Below are 21,846 nucleotides of genomic sequence, written 5' to 3'. Positions count from 1 at the left end.
CGCTCTTGGTCAGTTTACTTATTGGTTATTTACGCAATGCATTCAGTTTAGCTTGAGCAAGACCAAACACCGTATCGACGGGATAGCTACCATCTTCGGTCGGTAAACCTGCGGGTTTTCCTGTAAAAATCTCGATCGCTTCTGTCACATGTTCAATTGCCCAAATATGGAATTCACCTTTTTCCACCGCTTTAACAATATCGGCACGCAACATTAAGTTATGCATATTAGAGCGAGGAATAATCACTCCTTGGCTATTATGGCGACGTTTAATCGCGCAGACATCAAAGAAACCTTCAATTTTCTCGTTTAACCCACCAATCGGTTGTGATTCACCAAATTGGTTCATTGAGCCAGTAATCGCGATATCTTGCCGATTCGGTTGTTTGGAGAATGCCGAAACAATCGCACAAAACTCTGCCATACTGGCACTGTCACCATCAACTCCGCCATAGGATTGTTCAAAGGTAATTGTGGTAGTTAACGGAATATGTGCGGTACGACCAAAGACAGAACTAAGATAAGCCGATAAAATCATTACCCCCTTGGAATGGATGCTGCCGCCAAGATCCACATTACGTTCAATATCAATAATTTCGCCTTCACCATAGGAAGTCGTCGCGGTGATCCGATTGGGCATGCCAAACACATGATCGCAAGTGGCTAACACGGATAATGCGTTGACTTGGCCCACTGCACTGCCTTCGGTTTGAATCAGCGTAGTTCCATTGACGAAGCTCTCCATCATTGTTTGTTGCAGACGATTGACCCGCAATTCTTGGTTGCGTAACGCTTCTTCAACATGGCTTTGGCGGATTAGATTGGCGTTGGCTTGCTTGGCGACATAGTTAGATTCGCGTAGCAAATTGGCAATATGTGCCGAATGTAACGACAATTTCGTTTGATCGCCGGTAGTGCGCGAGCTGTGTTCGATGATGCGGGCGATCGCTTTACGATCGCAATGCAGCATATTGGCATCGTGCACTATGCTAGATATAAAACGCGCATAGTGCAGCTCTGAATCGGCATTACGTGGCATTTCATCAGCAAAATCGGCAGTTACCCGAAATAGTTCGCTAAATTCAGGATCATAATGAGTAAGTAATTCATAGGTCCGATAATCACCAAACAAAATAATTTTGACATCGAGCGGGATCGGCTCAGGATCAAGTGATACCGTTCCAGTTAGAGTGACTTCTTTTTCTAATGAGGTGAAGCTGAGCTGACGTGAGCGCAGAGCGCGCTTTAAACCATCCCAAACATAGGGCTGTTCAAGCACTTTTACCGCATCCATTAACAGCACACCACCATTGGCTTTATGCAAACTACCCGGGCGAATCAAGGAAAAATCGGTGAAGACGGTCCCTTTGTAGGTCGCGGTTTCCACATAACCAAACAGTGAATGATAGCTAGGGCTCTCTTCAACCACTATTGGGAATTCATCGGCATTACGGCTTACTAATAGATTCACTTTATAACGGCGAGGAAGTTTTTTATCCAAAGAGGCGTTGGCGATTTCACCTTGATCGTTGGTTTCATCTAAGAAAATATCGACATTTTCTACAATATCTTTCTGTAAGTCGGTCAAATAGGCTTTGATTTCAGGGAGTTTTGAATAGTCCAATTTCAACTGCTTGATAAAATGGGTAATCACATCCAGCGTTACTTCATCATTCAATTTTTTGATTTTTTCGCTGTATGACTCTTCCCATTCCGTAAGTTGACGGACCATATTACGCAGGCTCACCTCGAGTTCATCGATGGTATGACAAAAATGCTCCTGCTCTCGTTTGGAGAGTGCATCAAATGTCGCTTCGGTGTGCATCTCCTCACCATTTAAAGCAACAAATTGATACTCTCCTTGCGCAGTCAAAGTTAAACTGACACCACGATCTTTGGCACTACGGGTAATGTTTGCCAGTTCACTTTCTTGTTTTTGGGTCAGTTGGTTTTTGAGCTTTTCGGTACGACTAAAATAGATTTCGTTATCAAAGGCTAAGGGAATCGCGGTTACCAATTTACTCATCAATTTTTCAATATCTTGGCGAAATTTAAGGCCGATCCCGCAGGGCAGTTTGAGTACATTGGGGACGCGGATATCATCAAAATTGGCTACATAACACCAATCATACAGCTGACTTGCATCATGTTGATGGCGACTGAGATAGCGTAAAATCATGGTGCGCTTACCCAATCCATTGTGACCAATTGCGTAGATGTTATAGCCCTTTTCTTTAATCGACATGGCAAATTCGACGGCTTTTTGTGCGCGTTGTTGCCCAACGATTTGATCAATCGGAGCCAGTTCCTTAGTTGACTTACAGGCTAAATTTTCTAGTTTTGCTACTTGGTAGAGTTGCTCAAAACTCAGATGCTGAATCGCCATCAATGCACTCCTGTTGTCGAGGTGGGGTTGGGAATATCTCACTTAAGTGTAGAGATAAATCATTGTCTTTTTAGTGATTTATTACCAATTTAAATAAGTTTCAGCCCAAAAGTTAGCGTATAAATCGTTATTGGCAAGCGTATTGAACCGATTGCCATCCAGTGATCTTTTAAGTCAACAATTAATTAACTCGATAATATGCAATAGAATTTTTGGTGATTCATATTAGCTTCACAAACGCGGTCTATACTGAGCTGTAGGTGAATACGCTTGGTGCGTTTTCGCTGATTTGACCATGGCATAGCTGTCAATTCGGTTTGGCCGCCGACCTTAAAAAACTCGCTCGATAAAGAGCGAGTTTTTTATTGCCACCAATAGAGCGTACATGCGATCTGGCATCTTGCAACAAAGCATTAAGCGCTGAGTAATCCGCTTTGATAAAGTCGTTGCCATTCTTGCACTGCAATTTTATCGGCCACGGTTTCGACCGTACTAGTGCTCAGCGGTTGCCAAAATACTTCATCGGCTTCATGACACGCAATTTCTCCTTGCCACTCGGTGACAACGTAATAGTGCAGCAATTGCAGCTCAAGTTGGGTCGGATGATAGAGCGAGCAGAGATACCCAAAGCGTGTCGCCTCAATGCCTAATTCCTCTTGCACTTCACGCAGCAGGGCTTGTGCCTGGTTTTCTCCCGCTTCAATATGGCCACCCGGAATGGCAACAATATTGGGATCGCAAGTTTTGCTGGCGGAGCGGCGCTCCAGCAATCCTTGATTTTGTTTGATCAGCAAGAACGAAACACATTCGGCGATCGGTAACTGAGTGGTTAACGGTTTGACAATCGACATATTTCCCTCAAATTAACGGTGAGTTAAGTCTGTTTTTTTAGGTAAAGTGAGTGGCAAAACGGGTCCAACCCATCAGCAATAGCCCAGCAAACATCAGCCAAACTGACGTTGCGCCAAGCAAAGTCGCGGTTAGGCTGTAACGATAGCTAAAATAATAAACAGCGAGCAAATAGGCTGCGTATGGGATCAGCGAATAAAGGCCGAATAGTGCGGTGAGCCGTAAATCTTGCATGGTCCGTTCTGTGCCCACGATGTAGTGGGCGATCAAGGCAAAAGTGGGAAACAGGGGGACTAATCCGGCAATAAAAAAATTTTTGCTTTTGGATAATAAAGCAATCATCAATACCGCTAATGCACCCAGTAGGCATTTGATAAACAGGCTCGCCATGACATTTCCTTTGAGAAGCGAGATAAGATGCTCTCACTATAAAACAGCGAAGGATCAAGGTGAACTAGCAATTGAGCCATCTGTAGTTTTGGTTGGCAAATTTTTCGCGTGTAAAAACAACCAACTTAAGTCACCATTCAACCATCCGTATAATTGGCAAAGTTTTAATTAAGTCACCAGTTGAATAAGACAGTGAATTGAGGAATGGCATGAAATTAGGCAAACGGCTAACCCGGTTAGTTCAGCAAGTCAATCGACACTATGATCACATTTGGGATTGCTGCTGCGATCATGGCTTACTCGGCGCCGCATTACTTAAGCAACATCCGCACAGCTGCGTGCATTTTGTCGATATCGTGCCGCAGCTGATGGAAAAGGTAACGCGCGATTTAACCGATTTTTTTCCAGCAGCTTCAGACTTAGCTCGTTGGCATACCTATTGTATTGATGTGCGCGATTTGCCATTAGCAGCACATGCTGGATCGCAGCTGGTGATTATTGCTGGAGTCGGTGGTGATTTGATGAGTGAATTTATCACTGAGCTGGTTAAACGCCATCCGACATTGAGCTTAGATCTGCTGCTGTGTCCAGTACATCACACGTATACATTGCGTGAACAGTTAATCAATCTTGGTGCTGAGTTGCACAGTGAGCATTTGTTGGAAGAAAATCAGCGGATTTATGAGCTGTTGCATGTGCAAATTAACCGCGCCTCGGCCGCCATTGAGCATCCGCTCTCTTTAACTGGCAAAGCGTTGTGGCACACCGACAACCAAGTGCAGCAAAAAATAGCGCAGCGCTATTTACAACAATTACAGCATCATTATCAACGCAAAGCTCAAGGCGGTGATAGGGCTGCCGAGCAGCGCAGGCAAGCGTATCAGCAGGTCATTATCCCGCATACTCACGGCTTAAATGACTAAGTGCTGGTTCAAAAAAAGCACTGAGCTAGGCGGTTGACCCAGCTCAGTGTTTATTTGGTATCAGATTGTTGCAGTATCAAACCGTAGCAAATGGCGCACAACTTGCAGCGATATTGGCCCATTCAGCGCGTACAGTGGCACCATGCAACGAAATCCCGGTCGCATCTTGTGGGGTAAAGATGCGACTTGTCATCACATGTTCACCTTGGTTGATGAAAATTTCCAGTGAGGATTGATCGGCGAGAATATATAGCTCGACATTTGCGCTGCTCAGTGACAGTTCGCGAATCGTATCACCTTGACGGATCTGGGTTGCTGAGCGGTCAAGGCGCAGTACTTGTTGCTCGGCATCTAACGTCAATCGGACCTGATAGTGTGCGTTTTGCATTAAGCGCAATTCACAGCCCCAGGGCAGAGTCACTTTAAGGGCAAAGCTTTTGCTTTGCATGTCAGTGACAATGTCACTTAAAAGTAGTGATTGCTGGGCATGCATTAGCGTTTGTAGCTCACGCAATGGCTGTTGATAAAGCCGGTCATTGCGCCACTCTAATTCACGCAGTGCCGTGAGTTGATGAATCCAACCTTGGTCGCAAGTGGGATGCTGCAGTTCATCGGGCAAGCCCATCCACGCGCAGAGTACACGACGCCCATCGGCAGTTTGAGCGCTTTGCGGAGCATAAAAATCAAACCCTTCATCCAAAGGCCAACCTTGGTGGAAGGTGACTTCACCTTGCGGATTTTGGGTCACCCGGAAAATCCGATTTTGATGTTGAATCGTGTGATGAGGATTGTCTGACTTGATCCCTTGTGGACCAAATACCAAGAAACGCTCACCTTGTAGTTCAAACCAATCAGGACACTCCCACATATAACCATAGTCGCCGAGTTCATCCCCATACAGCTTATCAAAGTGCCAATTGAGTAAATCATGGGAGCGGTAAATCGCCAGTCGTCCTTGATGCTGCAGCGTTTGAGCTCCCAGTAACATTTGCCAATCGCCTTGGCGGCCAATTACTTTGGGGTCGCGAATATGCTCAGTTACACCAGTAGGTAATGAGCGGATCAGCGGCCCGAGTTTTTCAAACTCTCCGCAATCATTCATGCGGGCTGCACACTGCATCGTTTGCCGTTGGCGCTCGACTCCTAAGCGGGTGTTGCCAGTATAGAATAACCATAAATCTTGTTGATCACTGACCGCATGACCGGAGAAAACGCCATGGCTATCAAACCAATCGGCAGGGGTTAGGGCGACCGATTGCCACTGCCAATCGACTAAATCAGCACTGGTAAGATGGACCCAATATTTATCTTGGTGTTGGCAAGCAAAAGGCGACCATTGATAAAAAAGGTGATATTGCCCTTGATGGTAAATAAAACCGTTGGGGTCATTGAGCAGCCCTTGTGGTGGAGAGATGTGCCATTGGGGGCGATAAAGGCTTGCCACCGCACGTTGATAAGGTAAGGTCTGCGCTTTTTGGCGCTGAGCAATAATTAAACCAATCTCGGCTAACTGCTGATCAGAGATAGAAGCATTGCGTGGGATGGAAATCTGCCATTCGCCAAGTACCGATTGCAGCTCAATTTCGTCGATTGCTAATTCATCGGTTGTTAAGGGCACGTCGCGTAGAGCTAAAGCCACGCGACCTTGCGGGGCTAAAATCCGTGTGACGTTGTCGATTCCACCGGCATATGCGAGCAGTTTTTCTAATAACATTGACTTACCTTACCATCAAAAATGTCGGGAACGTTCTCAATTTAGCGTCCCCAAACCGGTAAAGCAAGTTTTTCGTGATCACACAGGGCAAGTTTCCCGTTGAATATTTTGGAAGGTCAGCACCACTTTACTCATTTCTTGTCCACGACCCGCAATCCGTTCTAACAGCATTTTTGCTGCATTTTCGCCAGCTTTATCAAATGCATAGTTAAAAGTTGCCAATGGTGGTGTACTCACATAAGCCAACTCATCATTGCCCACCCCAAGCAATTTAATTTGCTGGCCGACTTGAACGCCGAGCTCTTGCAGCGCTTTAATTGCGCCAATCGCCAGTCGGTCAGTTGCGCAGAATAGGCCATCAAGCTGTGGGTGATCTTGATAAGCTTGTTTGGCCATTTGATAACCGGAGTGCAGCGAAAAATCTCCGCGCCTATGAAAAAGCAGTTCTAATTGATGAAAGGCAAGGGCTTGTTCTAAGCCTTGTGAGCGCAGTACATCGACTGCGATATCATCACTTTGCACACCAATAAAACCAATATGCTGACATCCGGCAGTGACTAAGCGTTGTCCGGCCTCAAAACCCACTCGATGATCGTCGTGCACTATGCTCGGAATGTTATATAACGAACCGTCTTGCCCCACCAACACCACCGGAACGGCTGATTGCTGAATCGCTTCGACTAGAGGCTTATCAAGGTGCGTCGCATAAAAGACAATGCCTTCGACTCTTTTTTGGTTAAATATCTGAATATATTCGATTTCTTTTGCATGCACTTGATGGGTGTTGGCCAATAGCACATGCTTGCCTGCTTGTTCGAAAATGGCCGTTAGTCCATCTACTCCTTGCGCAGTGGCATGAGAAGAAACACGGGGTACAATCACACCAATCAAATTGGTGGTTTGTGATTTGAGATCTTTCGCGACTTGATTAACGACATAACCACATTGCTTAACTGCCTGTAACACCTTGATTTTTGTAGATTGTTTAACGCCGTATTCATCATTAATAACACGAGAAACGGTAGATTTAGAAACACCCGCTAAACGGGCAACATCATGCAAACTGGCCATAGAGCATCCTGAAGGCGCAAAATTGGGATTGATTGCAGAAATAGAGACTACAAACAAATGAGTAATCGCATTTTAACCCTGTTTCATGCGGCATCCTTAGTAAATTTGGCGATCTTATTCACATTTTGATGGTATTGATTTTGACCACAACAAAGAAACAGACAAGAATGATCTTGCAAACGTTCCCAATTGATATGGCAAACGGCCTATTTTCAATTGAACAAAAATAAATACCGGGGTGAGTTATGGACTATCCAGTCATAGCAAAACAACTTCTAGATAGCTTGGGTGGCAAAAGCAATATTCAAGCACTTGCGCATTGTGCGACTCGTCTACGTTTAGTGTTAAAAGATGAAACGCAACTCGATGAAAGCGCCATCGAATCACTGCCAGGCGTGAAAGGACAATTCAAAGTTGCAGGGCAGTATCAAATCATTTTTGGCTCAGGCATTGTGAACCAAGTCTATGCTGAAATGGCTAAATTAACTGGGTTAGCTGACATGTCAACCAATGATGTGGCTTCGGTTGGTGCAGAAAAACAGAACTGGGCGCAACGGGCGGTGAAAGGTTTATCGGATATTTTTGTGCCGATTATTCCTGCCATTGTGGCTGGTGGTCTGTTAATGGGGTTATTCAATGTACTTACGGCCACCGGTTTATTCATTGAAGGGCAATCACTGATTGATGCTAATCCTGGATTGGCTGATTTAGCCAGCATGATCAACACCTTTGCCAATGCTCCGTTTGTCTATCTGCCAGTATTACTTGCGTTCTCAGCCTCACGTAAATTTGGCGGTAATCCGTTTTTAGGCGCCGCACTTGGCATGCTGATGGTACACCCAGATCTACTCAATGGTTGGGGATTTGGCAGTGCATCGGTATCAGGTACGGTACCCACCTGGAATATTCTTGGTTTTGCTATTGAGAAAGTGGGTTATCAAGGTTCGGTGCTACCGGTACTGGTATCGGCTTTCATTTTAGCCAAAATTGAAAATGGTCTGCGTAAAATTGTGCCTTCAGTGTTGGATAACCTACTGACACCAATGTTGGCAATTTTTATCACCGGTTTTCTCACCTTCACCTTGGTCGGCCCACTGACTCGTGATATTGGCTTTATGCTTGGTGACGCGCTGAATTGGCTTTATGATTCAGCAGGCTTTATCGGTGGTGGTTTATTTGGTTTCATCTATGCGCCTTTTGTGATCACTGGCATGCACCACAGCTTCATTGCCATCGAAACGCAATTATTGGCCGACATTATCACCACTGGTGGAACCTTTATCTTCCCGATTGCGGCTATGTCAAATGTTGCTCAGGGTGCCGCAGCGTTAGCGGTGGGCGTGATGACCAAAGAGAGCAAACTCAAAGGGATTGCGATTCCATCTGGTATCACCGCATTATTGGGTATTACCGAACCTGCAATGTTTGGTGTTAATTTGAAGCTGCGTTATCCGTTTATTGCAGCGATTTGTGGTTCGGCTTTGGCAAGTGCTTTCATTACGTTATTTAATGTCAAAGCTCAAGCTTTAGGCGCGGCAGGCTTGCCTGGGATCATTTCGATTACTCCACAGCAAATTGGCTACTATATTGTTGGGATGGTGATTGCTTTTGTCGCCGCATTTGGTTTGACTTTCTTACTTGGGCTACGTGAGCAGGCCAAGCAAGGGGTTCAGGTAATGGCGTAACTTCCCCCTATGAAGTACGCAAGCCCACTGATTGAGTGGGCTTTTTTTTTGCCTAAAATGCAAGGAGCGCTAATGCGCTCCTTGCATAGTTGCTTGGCCATTTACCGCTTTTGATCAACAAGATCCTAGGTGATTGGCTTATTGGGCAAACACGTCTTTAAAATCACGTTTAAGGATTGGGTCACGGCGTGCTTTTTTGATCTGTTTAACCATGTCTTTAACACAGTTGTGCAGCACTTGATCCAGCAACTGAGCCCGATAGGCCTCTTTATCTTGCTCGCTCATCTCTTTAGGAAGATTCAAGGTTGGGAACTCTTCCATGACATTCAGCCCAGCAAAAGCTTGGCTAACGGAAATCAGTGCATGAAACTGTTCAAAATTATCCAGAATGTTTTGTGCACTGGCTGGCAGTGAGTTCCAGGATTCACGAACCACTTCTTCAGAGACTTCATGAATCGAAGTTACCATGTGATACATTGCTTCTGGCACTTGATCAAACTCTAGAACTTGGCGCAGTTCTGGTGAGATGGATGCTAAGTCCACTGCTGGTGTTTCGGTTGGGGTTGTCTCAGACATGGAAAATTCTCATTACAGTGAAAAATGCCATGCTAGGAAGTTATCAAAAAATGTCAATACAACCGCGTAAAATAGGCGTTGCCTGCACATTTAACGCGCTTTGTTGCATCAATTTTTGCACACTTAGCCTAAACGCTGGTTGCTCTATCAATAAAATGAGATTTGAGCCAGAATCAAGCGAATAGCGATGGCAATCATGAAGCCCAATCGATTTTAATTGACTACGGATTGGTGGCGTTTCAGATAAAAAATTGTGTTAGCATCGGCCAAAAGCTTAGGTTTAAGGCGATTTAACTGTCTGTATGATTGGTTATTTATACCATCACATCTAAGTTTGATATGGAATAGGATAAGATAACATGCTGAGGGAGAGAGCGATGCGCAGTTACAAAGCGATAGGATTAGGTATCCTGCTGGTGTTATTTAGCCAGATAAGCTGGGCCAATGTGGTCGAAACCACTCGGCTGGTTGGGTTTGGGCAAGCCAAATATCCTGCCAATTTTGCGCATTTTGATTATGTAAATCCACAGGCGCCCAAATATGGCAAAGTCACCTTTGGCGAATTAGGCACATACGATAACTTTAACCGTTTTGCATCACGTGGGGTGGCCGCCGCCAATAGCGAAGAATTGTATGATCCACTCATGTTCTCACCGGCGGATGAAATCGACTCATACTATCCGCTGATTGCCAGTAAAATTCGCTACTCTGATGATTTCACTTGGTTGGAAATTGATCTTAATCCACTGGCACGCTTTCATGATCAACAGCCCATTACAGCGCAAGATGTGGAATTTACCTTTGATAAATTTATGAGCGAAGGGGTCGCGCAATATCGGGTGTACTACAAAGATGTAAAGTCAGTGCGGGCGATTGCTGAACGAACAGTCCGCATCGAAATGCAGCAACCTAACCGTGAACAACTGTTTAGCCTCGCACAATCAACCCGCGTGTTACCCAAACATTTCTGGCAAGATAAAAATCTGGCCGAACCACTCAATCAGCCACCAATTGGTAGTGGCGCCTATCAAATTGTGGCTTTCAAACCTGGGCAAAGCGTGACCTATCAGCTCGATCCAAATTATTGGGCGAAAGATTTACCGGTCAACGTGGGTCGGCATAATTTTGCACAAATTCAGTATGATTATTATCGTGACGATACGGTGATGCTGGAAGCTTTTAAAGCGGGAGAGTTTGACCTACGCCAAGAGAATCAAGCTAAATTTTGGGCAACCGCCTATACCGGCAGTCATTTTGATCAAGGATTGATCAAGAAAGAGCAAATTGCTCATCAGGCCCCCGCAGCTACCCAAGGATTTATTTTCAACACTCAGCGCCCGGTGTTCCAAGATGTTCGAGTGCGTGAAGCGTTAAATTACGCCTTAGATTTTGAGTGGATGAATAAGAACCTGTTTTATGATCAATACCAGCGCACTCGCAGCTATTTCCAAAATACTGAATATGCCGCGCAACAACTGCCGGATGCCGCTGAGTTAGCGATTTTATTGCCCTATAAAGAGAGTGTGCCAGCCCGCGTTTTTAGTGAGGTGTATCAACCACCGGTGACCGATGGTAGCGGGCGGATCCGCCAACAGATGCGTAAGGCATTTGCCTTACTGAAAGAGGCCGGGTGGGAGTTGAATAATAAGGTGATGACCCATACCCAAACCGGTCAACCACTGCGTTTTGAGTTGCTGATTTACAGCCCAACCGCGGAGCGAATTGCCATTCCGCTGCAAAAAAATCTGCAATTAATGGGGATCGAGATGAAGATCCGCACGGTCGATACCACCCAGTACACGAAACGGTTACGTGATCGTGACTTTGATATGATTTCACATGGTTACAGTGCGAATCCCTATCCGAGTCCCAATTTATTGATTGTGTGGAATTCACATTATATGGATTCCACTTACAACACCGCCGCGGCAAATGATCCGGTGCTTGATGCTCTCACCGAGCAAATCGCAACGAGTCAGCAAGATACCATTAAGCTGCGCGCGTTAGGACGAGCGCTCGATCGAGTATTGCAATGGAATTTCTACCTGATCCCACAATGGCATTTAAGCATATATCGGGTGGCGATGTGGGATAAATTCGGCCGTCCAACGCAATTGCCTAAATATTCTTTAGGCTTAGACACTTGGTGGGTAGACCAACAAAAAGCGCAGCGTTTGCCGGAAAAACGGCGTTAGGAGGCGTGATGCTGAGTTATATTGCACGCCGTATACTGCTGGTGGTGCCGACCTTATGGGCGATTATCACCATTAACTTTTTTATCATTCAAATTGCCCCAGGCGGTCCAGTTGAGCAAGCGATCGCCCAGCTTGAAGGCAACACTTCTGGTTTAATGGAGCGTTTTAGTGGTGGAGGCCAAGAGGTCACCGCCACTACGGACGCGACAGTGAGTGGCTATAAAGGTTCAAGGGGACTAGACCCAGAAGTGGTGGCAGAAATCACTCGTCGGTTTGGGTTTGATAAACCATTGCACCAGCGTTATTGGCAGATGCTGAAAGATTACGCCAGTTTTAATTTTGGTGAGAGTCTGTTTCGTGGTGGCAACGTGATTGATTTGATCATTCAACGCTTGCCCGTTTCGATCTCGCTTGGGCTTTGGAGCACCTTACTGATTTACCTTATTTCAATCCCACTGGGCATCAGCAAAGCGATCCATCACGGTTCACGATTTGATATTTGGTCGAGTGCGCTGGTGATCATCGGCTATGCAATCCCGGGTTTTCTGTTTGCGCTGATGTTGATCATTGTATTTGCCAGCGGTAACTATTTCAGCTGGTTTCCACTGCGTGGATTGGTCTCCGATAATTTTGCCGCGTTACCTTGGTACCAACAAATTTTTGATTATTTTTGGCATCTTACCTTACCTACATTGGCAATGGTGATCGGCGGTTTTGCCACCTTAAGTATGCTGACCAAAAACTCGTTTTTGGATGAAATCAATAAGCAATATGTGGTGACTGCACGGGCTAAAGGGTTGGATGAGCGAGCGATCCTCTATCGTCATGTGTTTCGTAATGCAATGTTGATCATTATTGCCGGTTTTCCAAGTGCGTTTATCAGTATTTTCTTTACTGGCTCAATGCTGATTGAAGTGATGTTCTCATTGGAAGGGATAGGTCTACTCGGCTTTGAGGCCACCATCCAACGCGATTATCCGCTGGTGTTTAGCTCTTTGTATATTATGACCCTGCTCGGATTACTGCTGAGTATTATTTCAGACCTGACTTACATGTGGGTCGATCCACGTATCGATTTTGAGGCTCGCGGATGAAAATGTGGCAAAAAATACAACCCGCGCCCAATCCGTTAACCCAAGCGCGCTGGGCTCGATTTAACGCTAATCGGCGTGGTGTGTGGTCATTATGGATTTTCTTACTATTGCTGGTGATAAGTCTATTTGCTGAGTTGATCGCCAATGATAAGCCACTGCTGATCCACTACCAAGGACGCTGGTATACGCCGATTTTTCAAACTTATAGCGAGACCGAGTTCGGCGGAGAATTTGCTACCGCTGCCGATTATACCGATCCATTCGTCATTGAATTGATAGAAGAGCAAGGGACGATTATTTGGCCAGTGATCCGCTTTCACTATGACACCATCAACTTCAATCTGGCTGGCAGCGCACCATCAGCACCTGATGCGGTCAATTGGCTGGGTACCGATGATAAAGGTCGTGATGTATTAGCGCGGATCATCTATGGCTTTCGGATCTCGATCGTGTTTGGTTTTATATTGACGCTGATCTCCTCCCTGATTGGCGTGCTGATTGGCGCGGTGCAAGGTTATTACGGCGGCTGGTTAGATCTGCTCGGTCAGCGTTTTATTGAGGTTTGGTCAGGGATGCCGACTTTGTTTCTATTGATCATTTTATCGAGTTTTGTTGAAGCTAATTTTTGGTGGTTACTTGGCATCATGGTGCTGTTTAGCTGGATGAGTTTAGTGGGTGTCGTGCGTGCCGAGTTTTTGCGCTGCCGTAACTTTGATTATGTGCGCGCAGCACAGGCGCTGGGGGTCAGTGATTTACGGATCATGTTACGCCATATGTTACCTAATGCGATGGTGGCGTCATTGACTATGATGCCATTCATCCTCTCTGGCTCGGTCACTACTTTGACTTCGTTAGATTTTCTTGGTTTTGGTTTGCCTGCCGGCTCGCCATCACTAGGGGAATTGCTCGCGCAAGGTAAAGCGAATTTGCAAGCACCTTGGCTTGGTTTATCGGCGTTTATCGTACTATCACTGATGCTGAGCTTATTGGTTTTTATTGGTGAAGCGGTGCGTGATGCCTTTGACCCTCATTTGCAACGGAGCGGCTCGTGAACGATTGGCTATTGAAGATTGATGATCTCTCGATCGGTTTTGGTGCGGCAGACAAAATACGCCCGGTGACAGAAGGGGTCAGCTTACAGATCGCGCGTGGCGAAACCTTAGCCTTGGTGGGCGAGAGTGGCTCGGGCAAGTCAGTCACGGCAAATGCGATTTTACGCCTACTTGGCAAAGGTTCGGCTCATTACTTAAATGGCCGTATTCAGTTTGCCGGGATTGATACGCTGCGCTGCTCAGAGCGAACACTGCGCGGATTACGAGGCGGGCGAATTGGCATGATTTTTCAAGAGCCAATGGTGTCACTCAATCCCTTACATAAAATTGGTCAACAGTTGGTGGAAACGTTAGCCATTCACCGTGGTTTACGCTCAGCGGCGGCACAGCAAATCGCATTAGAATGGCTCACCAAGGTCGGGATCCATCATCCACAAATTAAGCTTAATGCTTATCCACATCAACTTTCAGGTGGTGAACGTCAGCGGGTGATGATCGCGATGGCGCTGATCAATGAGCCTGAACTACTGATCGCCGATGAACCGACTACCGCGTTGGATGTGTCAGTGCAAGCCCAGATCTTGGCGCTATTGAAATCACTGCAACAAGAGTTTGGCATGGCGATGTTGTTTATTACCCATGATTTAAGCATAGTGCGCCAAATTGCAGATCGAGTGGCCGTAATGCAACAAGGTAAGCTAGTGGAAACCAATCACTGCCAAACACTTTTTGCCGCGCCGCAGCATCCTTATACACAACAGTTGATCAACGCCGATCCTCGTGGGGCTCCAATTACGGCGGACATGAATGCCCCTACGTTATTACAGGTCGAAAATTTGCGAGTTTGGTTTCCCATCAAAGGCGGATTCTTTCAGCGCACACAAGGGTATAGCAAAGCCGTGACGGACGTTAATTTCACTTTAGTCAAAGGGCAATCGCTGGGCTTAGTCGGCGAAAGTGGTTCAGGAAAATCCACCACTGGTATGGCCATTTTAAAACTGCTCGCATCCCAAGGAGAAATTCGTTTTGCTGGAGAAGATTTGCAAAGGCTAGGGCGTAAGGAGATGTTGCCGTATCGCAGCAAAATGCAAGTGGTGTTTCAAGATCCTTATTCCGCGCTGAATCCGCGCATGTCGGTCGCTCAAGTGATTGGGGAGGGCTTGCGTGTTCATCGTCAGATGAATGAAGAGCAGATTGATCAAGCCATTTGTGCGGTCATGCAAGAGATGGGGTTGGATATCAGCACGCGGCATCGTTATCCGAATGAGTTTTCAGGTGGACAACGCCAGCGTATTGCGATTGCTCGTGCGCTGATCCTTAAGCCCGAGTTTATTTTGCTCGATGAGCCGACTTCCTCACTCGATCGTACAGTGCAAGCACAAGTCTTGGATTTACTTAAACATCTGCAGCAGAAATACCAGTTAACCTATCTGTTTATCAGTCACGATTTAGCGGTGATCCGCGCAATGTGCCACCACACTATGGTGCTAAAGGCGGGAGCCATTGTCGAACAAGGGGAAACCCAACGCTTATTTGCTCAACCACAGCATCCGTATACACAACAGTTGGTGCGTCTTGCCTTGGCCTAAATGAAGCATAAAGGGTAGCTAGGCGAGTAAGTTGGGAATAGGGCATTAGTTTAAGTTATCTGAATCGGTAAAATTCGTCATTTTCTAACCACGCGGTGATTGACTAAAATTGAACCTAATAAAATAAGTAACCGATTCAACAGAGGCAAACATGGCTCAGCTAATGCAAATGGGGACCCTTGCGGATCCAACCTCTAAGGATAGCAAGACCTACGCGATTAACTTCAAAGGATTGATAGCTCACCTAGTCGACATTCTGTTTTTGGCAAATGCTCCACGTCATTACCAAGCGGACGAATTGTCAGCGCATCTTCAAAAAGATCTCGGTTTATACCGGTAAGTCACTCAGCGAGTGATTGACAGTAGATATCAATGGAAACGTCGGCCAATGGTCGGCGTTTTTGTTGCTTTGCCTACATCATTCTGGTGCAGGTGATTAGCTTGTGTGCCTGAACGTAAAAAATAACCCAAAGTCACTATTGAGGCACTTTGGGTTATACACATCATAAGTCGCTGTTAAATCAGTCTGTACTCAAGAGGGATCATTTCTTACGGCAATATTCGGCAATGATATACATGGTTTGACCATTAACTTTGCCTTGGATGTGCTTTGGATCATCAGTCAGAGCGATACCACGCACAGCAGTGCCTTGTTTAATCACCATGCTTGAGCCTTTAACTGGCAGATCTTTGATAACAGTGACATCGTCACCTTTTTTCAGTTCGACACCATTCACATCGCGCGGCTTATCGGCATCATCATCCATGCCAATTTCAGCCCATTTCGCGGTGTCTTCATCCAGATACATCATTTCAAGCAGATCGCCAGCCCAGCTTTGCGTTTCGGCAAGACGTTTTAGTTGACGCCATGCTTGTACTTGAACCGGTTGAACTTGGCTCCACATGCTGTCATTTAGGCAGCGCCAGTGGTTCGCGTCGACCGTCTCAGGGTTTTCGATTTGCCCTTTACAGGTATCACATAGCATAACCGCGTGATCAACTGTAACTAGTGTGTGCGGCGCAACCACAAAAGGAGAAAGAGGCGCTGGTGCGGCACATAGCTCGCATTGTGATTGACAGCGTTCAAGTAAAGTTGCTTCAGTAGACATGGTACCCACCTTGTAAAAATATGTAAGCGCGTATTATCCATTTTAAACTCAAAATTTAAAGGGATATCGCGAGATTTACCTTGTGTTGTGACTCGTGGTGGCAAATAAATGCGTTAATAGTCAAACAGTAAGGTATGTTAAACTTCCAATTTTCATGAATCGTTCACTTACGGTGATTAAGACATAATTGTCTTAAATTAGCAATGCACTTCGCATTATCAATCTTATGTTAAATATGATATTAAAACCACCAGCCTTTCTCTTGCCTATGATCCCCCGCTTAAATGGGATTAAACATAATAGGATTTACCATAAAATAGCTAATCATCATATTTATCATTGAGCAATGTTAAGTATGATGATTAGCGAATAACCATCAGCGGATCACCGCTTGATATTACGATTTCATGACTTGCTATAACGTTGCACAGCAAAACCTTTGGCAGATAATTCTGGTTTAACCCAGACTTGACTAAAATCAAACCAGCCCAGTGCATTGCATTTAGCATTTTGCAAAGCACCACACTGATCTTTGCTGATCCCTAACCAGCAATGGAACATTGGGATCAACTGTAGTTTTTCAATCAAGGACTTACCTAACTCTTTGGCCGGAAATACGCCCGATGAATTCGCACGCCAAGTATCAATTAGGCTCACCCACTGATTAAAATCCTCATTTTGGCTCATAAATTCAATATCCGAATAATTGAGTATCCATCCCGCTAAAGCCTCGTCACGATGATTAGCTATTCCCATCGCTTTGATCCAAATATCAACCTGTTCGGTTTCTAGTACGGTATGCTCATACTTTATAATGTTGACACTGATGCCATCTTGATTAAGCAGTTGCTTAATCGCACTGGCTACGGTGGGAAACATTGGATGCTGTGCATGATAAGCAATGGTGATTTGTTTTGCTTCTGGTGGGTATATCTTATGAGGCGGTGTTGAGTGATGGTACCAACCGGGTTTTAAACCATAAGCGGGCAAAACCCCAAGCTCAATAATCTTCTCTTCCGGTAATAGGCGAAATAGGTTTAGCGCACTGAGCCGCTCGGATAAATAACGCGCCCAATGTGCATCTTTGGCGACACCATTACGACGATTGAGCAGCAAATAAGTACAGCCGGGATCCAACTCCACCTCTTCTTCTGAAGATCCTCGCGCGGTTTTGATCGGATTGGATAAGCTGGGAAATACCATGGATGAGTGAACTTCATCAATCACCCAGACTTCGACTCTATCGAGTAATGGACGAAAGCCGAAATAGCCATCAAAGGCTTGTAATACTAAGCGTTTTTCATCATTTAATACCACTTTATAAGGACCAGTACCCACAGGCATTAAATCAAAATCTTGGTTGCGATCGGCATCGGCTGGAAGCATTTTGGCGCACACTTCGGCAAGCATTAACGGCAAATGTGCATCGGGTTTGTTTAAAAACACATCGACTGCCCAAGGATACGGCGCAGCGACTCGTTCGATGTGGGCAAATAGATTCACCAATCGAAGTTGCCAAAGATTTTGCACCACCAATTCAGTCGTCAGTAAATTACCATTATGAAAACGCACCCCGGGACGTAAATAAAATCGCCAATGCGTCTCAGAAATCGCTTGCCAAGCATGGGCTAAATCCGGCTGTAATTGTTCCGCTTCATCTAAGCGAGTTAAGCCGCTGAACACCTGTTGAGCGATATGCTGCTCTGAACGGCGCATCATTTTTTGCGGATTGAGCATGGAAAGTGGACGATAGTATGGCAACCTGACCACTTGCAGTCCCTCTTGATGCTGCACCCCAAGATAGCTTTCAATCACTTGGGTTAATTTCGCTGCATCTTGATTCAGTGCTGCAAACGCTTGGCTTATTTTGCCTTCATTCAGGTAGCGGCGTGCGAGATTTTCACACACATCTGCCCGAGTACGTTTAAAGATTAATTGCGAGAGCTTGCCACGTCCTGGGGCGGGATGCCATTCAAGCCAACCCTCCTCTTCCATTTTATTGAGCACAATTCGCGCGTTACGCCGGGTACAAAATAGAATGTCTGTTACATCTTCTAATTGAGTTTCAACATCCTGTCCTTGAAAATGTTCGAACAATGTATCGAATTGAACACGTAGCCGAGGGCTGCTCATAAAGAGGAAATCTCATCTCAAGACTAATTGTCGATAGTTTCCCTATTTTTCGACATTGGAGCAAGTTGAGTACACAAACTTTTAAAGCACGTCACAAGCGAGCATATCCGCAATCGACCGCAGTTGAATTTCATCATCGAGTTTGATCGACCACTTGCTTTCACTACCATTGGCGATCATGACATTTGCGCCCTTGCCCATCAAGGTGATGGCATCAGCGTGAGCTTGTAAAGTTACCGAGTGACGATCAAGTCGCACCACAACTTCATGTACAGAGAGAATGATTTTTCCGCCACTAAATTGAATAACCACTTAAGCCTCTGTCATTGTGGATTGTGGACGAGAGCGTTTTACCGCCACAGTCAGGCGGCTGATACAAATTAATCGACCTTGCTGATCTTTGATCTCAATTTGCCACACTTGAGTGGAGATCCCGATATGCAGCGGAGTTGCCGTGCCAGTCACTATCCCCTCACGCATCGCGCGTATATGGTTGGCATTGATATCTAATCCAACGCAATAAGCCTCCTGCCCGACACTGAAATTGGCGGCAATCGATCCTAAGGTTTCGGCTAATACCACTGAAGCGCCACCGTGCAACATGCCTAATGGCTGATGGGTAAAATGACACACAGGCATGGTAGCGGAAAGACTCTGCTCGGTTAGCTCGCTATACACAATATTGAGATGCTCAATCAGGGTATGTTTTGAAGTAGCATTCAGTACTTCTAAGCTGATCGGTTTTTTCCAAATGGTCATACCGCTTCCTATTTAATCATCGGTTGCAGGTTGATGGGCTTTTTGGTGACGAATTTGCTGTGCGATTATTTTTATGGCTTCGGCGGTACTGATACCTTGCGCCATTAATTGTTGGATCTGTTCAACGGCGGCTTGCTGCTCAGCATGGGTTAACGTGGGTAGATCATCAAACATAAAATAGGCTCCTCAGCAGGGAGCCATACTATAAAGAGATGCTTAGTAACTGGCAAGGAAGTTAACGTAAGCCCCCATCGCGTTTTCATTGGTATAACTGGCGCCAATATCCAATTGGAAAAGATTCAGTGGCGATAAACCGACCCCTGCGGTCAAGGTTCCTTCGCTATTATCATAGGCAAGGTTTTTATTGTAGCCAGCCCGCAGTTTTAGCTGGCGCATCAGGTCAATTTCACCGCCAATGCGGATCATTTGCGTATTATCTTGAAAATTTTTGTAGCGCTGATCTTCGTTGAGATCGTAATCAACACTGAGTGTAAAGTAGTCTGCCACAATCCCCGCACCAATTGTGTATTGTGGCTTCATGTCATAAGTGTATGCAATTGACTTACCAGAGGCTGAAGTAATGGTTTTGGTGGTAATTTCACGGGCAATTAAGTTATTTGCCGCAAGGCCAACGCGAAACGGGCCATAAAACCACAATGCACCCGCATCGATATTGAACATGGTTTCACCGGTGCCATTGTCGCGCAGATCTTTGATGTCATAGTTATCTAGACTGGCTTCATACACATAAGTGTAGACACGCTGCAACTTAGGGCTGATACCAAACGCCATATGTTGGCCAAGGAAAGTCTGATATTTAGCCAGCGTGATCCCCAGTTCAGTGACACCAACCGATACGGCATGAATTGAACTCGCCTCGGCACGAGCCAACTGACAGCTAAAGCCGGGATCCGCACATGAGCTATCTATAATGGGAGCGGCAAACGATTCGGTATAAGCTTTACCAAACACATTGGCAGAAATGAATTGGTTCGGAATGGCAAACGCCACCACTCCACCCAGCTCAACATTCAGCACACTGCCTTGCATTGAAGTTAAAGTACGATTTAGCTCATCAAGATCATTCGGATTTTTGTTCTTAATAATATCCGACACTTTGTCTAAATCATTCACCAGATCATTAGGGTCGTTATACGACAAGCCAATGCTAGGCAGGATCATACCTACGTCATCATTACGGCGATAAATAGCCACTAGCGCAGGGTTATAAAATGGCCCGGTTAAAAAATTACCGGACACCACGCCAACCCCGCCCATGGCATCACCACGAGCTTCAATCGCATAATTAGCAGCAATAACCACGGGAGAAAGAAAAACTAATGAACAACCCACCGCCAGATTAATTTTTTTCATGGAAATAACGCGCCTATTCGTCTTTTTATTCTATAGCGGCATATTCTCCAATATCTTCAGCTATTCCTCTACATTAACATCGTACGTTTTACTAATAACTTGAGATTGCTCAATCGCAATCGGACCTTGCCAACGTTGCTGGATCATGGATACCGTTACAATGTAACGATCAGAGGGTAATGAAACATTCTCTAAATTGGTGGGGTAATCGGATTCATAGCTCTGATTCCAAATCTGCTTATAACTACCATCAATATGGTCAAAAACAGAAATGGATAATTTAGGCAATGGGCAATGTGGATTAAGCAGTTGATTCTTTTGAATTTGCCACTCATCTTTTGAGGTCCAACGTACCACTTGTTTGGCAATGATATCGCCTAAAATAACCCAAGCACTCCATGATGACTGATCAGCGGCCGTAATATCGATGCGATATAATCCTGCGCCAAGCGGATTGCTCAAATTATAACGACGGGAATAGGTATAATTGGCTGATGTGACGCTGTCACTACGATTAATCAAGGAACTATCGGTTGAAACCACTTTATCAACCCATTTCATCAAGCGGATATCAACGATTGGCACTTTGGTCTTCGTCTCAATCGCGACCTGATAGGCATCTCGGCCTGGACTTTGTACATCCACTCTTCTGATGGTAATTCCTTGAATCCATTCTGGAAAAGGCTTGTTATCCAGCCCTCGACCACAATCAACACTGAGTGATTGAATTAATAAGTTATTCAAATGTGTTGGTAAATTTTTATTTTTCTCAAGCTGCCATACTTCAACCAATGAGCTGAACATATTTTCCAGATCATTATTTAATAAATGTTGATGGGCTTGAGTTAGTGGCGTGTTTTTTTCAAACCAGCGGGTAACATTCGCCACAACCGGCGTGCTCAAGAACACGCCGGTTAGCAGTAATAGAGTGTTCACTCGAAACATGG

At 45.4% G+C, this 21,846-nt stretch carries 20 protein-coding genes; 7 read left to right on the top strand and 13 right to left on the bottom strand.

Annotation, left to right across the window (positions count from 1 at the left end):
* Positions 1-25: 25 nt before the first annotated feature.
* The 3 genes from OOK74_RS12160 to OOK74_RS12150 all read right to left on the bottom strand — a co-directional run bounded on the left by OOK74_RS12160 (position 26) and on the right by OOK74_RS12150 (position 3,625).
* The gene (locus OOK74_RS12160) at positions 26-2,386 is read right to left on the bottom strand and encodes a Lon protease family protein (RefSeq protein ID WP_278183472.1); all 2,361 of its coding nucleotides are present in this window, start codon (positions 2,384-2,386) and stop codon (positions 26-28) included.
* Between the two features lie 413 nt (positions 2,387-2,799).
* On the bottom strand, positions 2,800-3,237 hold the full coding sequence (locus OOK74_RS12155) for an NUDIX hydrolase (RefSeq protein WP_278183471.1): 438 nt from the start codon (positions 3,235-3,237) through the stop codon (positions 2,800-2,802).
* Positions 3,238-3,274: 37 nt separating this feature from the next.
* The gene (locus OOK74_RS12150) at positions 3,275-3,625 is read right to left on the bottom strand and encodes a GlpM family protein (protein ID WP_278183470.1); all 351 of its coding nucleotides are present in this window, start codon (positions 3,623-3,625) and stop codon (positions 3,275-3,277) included.
* 209 nt (positions 3,626-3,834) lie between these two features.
* On the opposite strand from OOK74_RS12150, the gene OOK74_RS12145 reads away from it, so the two are divergent.
* The gene (locus OOK74_RS12145; protein ID WP_274722980.1) at positions 3,835-4,548 is read left to right on the top strand and encodes a tRNA (adenine(22)-N(1))-methyltransferase; all 714 of its coding nucleotides are present in this window, start codon (positions 3,835-3,837) and stop codon (positions 4,546-4,548) included.
* 76 nt (positions 4,549-4,624) lie between these two features.
* On the opposite strand, the gene OOK74_RS12140 is transcribed toward OOK74_RS12145, so the two are convergent.
* Both OOK74_RS12140 and OOK74_RS12135 read right to left on the bottom strand, forming a co-directional pair.
* Positions 4,625-6,262, bottom strand: coding sequence for a glycoside hydrolase family 32 protein (locus OOK74_RS12140; protein ID WP_278183469.1), 1,638 nt, complete (start codon positions 6,260-6,262; stop codon positions 4,625-4,627).
* 78 nt (positions 6,263-6,340) lie between these two features.
* Complete coding sequence (locus tag OOK74_RS12135; protein WP_274722982.1) at positions 6,341-7,333, bottom strand: LacI family DNA-binding transcriptional regulator; 993 nt, start codon at positions 7,331-7,333, stop codon at positions 6,341-6,343.
* A gap of 245 nt (positions 7,334-7,578) precedes the next feature.
* Between OOK74_RS12135 and OOK74_RS12130 the strand changes: the two genes are divergently transcribed.
* Complete coding sequence (locus OOK74_RS12130; protein WP_274722983.1) at positions 7,579-9,018, top strand: sucrose-specific PTS transporter subunit IIBC; 1,440 nt, start codon at positions 7,579-7,581, stop codon at positions 9,016-9,018.
* 138 nt (positions 9,019-9,156) lie between these two features.
* Here the strand turns inward: OOK74_RS12130 and OOK74_RS12125 are convergent, their stop codons facing one another.
* Positions 9,157-9,594 (bottom strand): DUF3069 domain-containing protein, encoded by a 438-nt coding sequence (locus OOK74_RS12125; RefSeq protein ID WP_274722984.1) that lies wholly within the window; start codon positions 9,592-9,594, stop codon positions 9,157-9,159.
* 377 nt (positions 9,595-9,971) lie between these two features.
* Between OOK74_RS12125 and OOK74_RS12120 the strand changes: the two genes are divergently transcribed.
* The 5 genes from OOK74_RS12120 (at position 9,972) to OOK74_RS12100 (ending at position 15,864) form a co-directional block, all read left to right on the top strand.
* Positions 9,972-11,789, top strand: coding sequence for an extracellular solute-binding protein (locus tag OOK74_RS12120; RefSeq protein WP_278183468.1), 1,818 nt, complete (start codon positions 9,972-9,974; stop codon positions 11,787-11,789).
* 8 nt (positions 11,790-11,797) lie between these two features.
* The gene (locus OOK74_RS12115) at positions 11,798-12,883 is read left to right on the top strand and encodes a microcin C ABC transporter permease YejB (RefSeq protein WP_274722986.1); all 1,086 of its coding nucleotides are present in this window, start codon (positions 11,798-11,800) and stop codon (positions 12,881-12,883) included.
* Entirely contained in the window at positions 12,880-13,935 is a 1,056-nt protein-coding gene (locus OOK74_RS12110) for an ABC transporter permease (RefSeq protein ID WP_278183467.1), read from the top strand. The genes OOK74_RS12115 and OOK74_RS12110 overlap by 4 nt, the downstream gene beginning before the upstream one ends.
* Positions 13,932-15,524 (top strand): ABC transporter ATP-binding protein, encoded by a 1,593-nt coding sequence (locus tag OOK74_RS12105; RefSeq protein WP_278183466.1) that lies wholly within the window; start codon positions 13,932-13,934, stop codon positions 15,522-15,524. The genes OOK74_RS12110 and OOK74_RS12105 overlap by 4 nt, the downstream gene beginning before the upstream one ends.
* Positions 15,525-15,675: 151 nt before the next feature.
* Positions 15,676-15,864 (top strand): hypothetical protein, encoded by a 189-nt coding sequence (locus tag OOK74_RS12100; RefSeq protein ID WP_278183465.1) that lies wholly within the window; start codon positions 15,676-15,678, stop codon positions 15,862-15,864.
* Between the two features lie 202 nt (positions 15,865-16,066).
* Here OOK74_RS12100 and OOK74_RS12095 read toward each other — a convergent pair whose 3' ends face one another.
* From OOK74_RS12095 to OOK74_RS12065, 7 genes are all read right to left on the bottom strand, one after another.
* Positions 16,067-16,633 carry a PhnA domain-containing protein gene (locus OOK74_RS12095; protein ID WP_274722990.1) on the bottom strand — a complete coding sequence of 189 codons (567 nt, stop codon included), beginning with the start codon at positions 16,631-16,633 and terminating at the stop codon, positions 16,067-16,069.
* 405 nt (positions 16,634-17,038) lie between these two features.
* Positions 17,039-18,766 carry an SgrR family transcriptional regulator gene (locus OOK74_RS12090; protein WP_278183464.1) on the bottom strand — a complete coding sequence of 576 codons (1,728 nt, stop codon included), beginning with the start codon at positions 18,764-18,766 and terminating at the stop codon, positions 17,039-17,041.
* 81 nt (positions 18,767-18,847) lie between these two features.
* Positions 18,848-19,078, bottom strand: a complete 231-nt coding sequence (locus OOK74_RS12085) for a DUF3389 family protein (RefSeq protein ID WP_274722992.1) — start codon at positions 19,076-19,078, stop codon at positions 18,848-18,850.
* Positions 19,079-19,525 (bottom strand): hotdog fold thioesterase, encoded by a 447-nt coding sequence (locus OOK74_RS12080; protein WP_278183463.1) that lies wholly within the window; start codon positions 19,523-19,525, stop codon positions 19,079-19,081. It abuts the gene before it with no gap.
* A gap of 12 nt (positions 19,526-19,537) precedes the next feature.
* Entirely contained in the window at positions 19,538-19,699 is a 162-nt protein-coding gene (locus OOK74_RS12075; RefSeq protein WP_274722994.1) for a YoaH family protein, read from the bottom strand.
* A 42-nt stretch (positions 19,700-19,741) separates the two neighbouring features.
* The gene (locus OOK74_RS12070) at positions 19,742-20,899 is read right to left on the bottom strand and encodes a conjugal transfer protein TraF (protein WP_278183462.1); all 1,158 of its coding nucleotides are present in this window, start codon (positions 20,897-20,899) and stop codon (positions 19,742-19,744) included.
* A 60-nt stretch (positions 20,900-20,959) separates the two neighbouring features.
* On the bottom strand, positions 20,960-21,844 hold the full coding sequence (locus OOK74_RS12065) for a DUF2861 family protein (RefSeq protein ID WP_278183461.1): 885 nt from the start codon (positions 21,842-21,844) through the stop codon (positions 20,960-20,962).
* Between the last annotated feature and the right edge of the window lie 2 nt (positions 21,845-21,846).

The sequence above is a fragment of the Vibrio misgurnus genome (assembly GCF_029635775.1).
GTDB classification, from domain to species: Bacteria; Pseudomonadota; Gammaproteobacteria; order Enterobacterales; family Vibrionaceae; genus Vibrio; species Vibrio chanodichtyis.
Note: the sequence above shows the minus strand (reverse complement) of the source record. Positions and strands in the feature narration are given on the sequence as shown.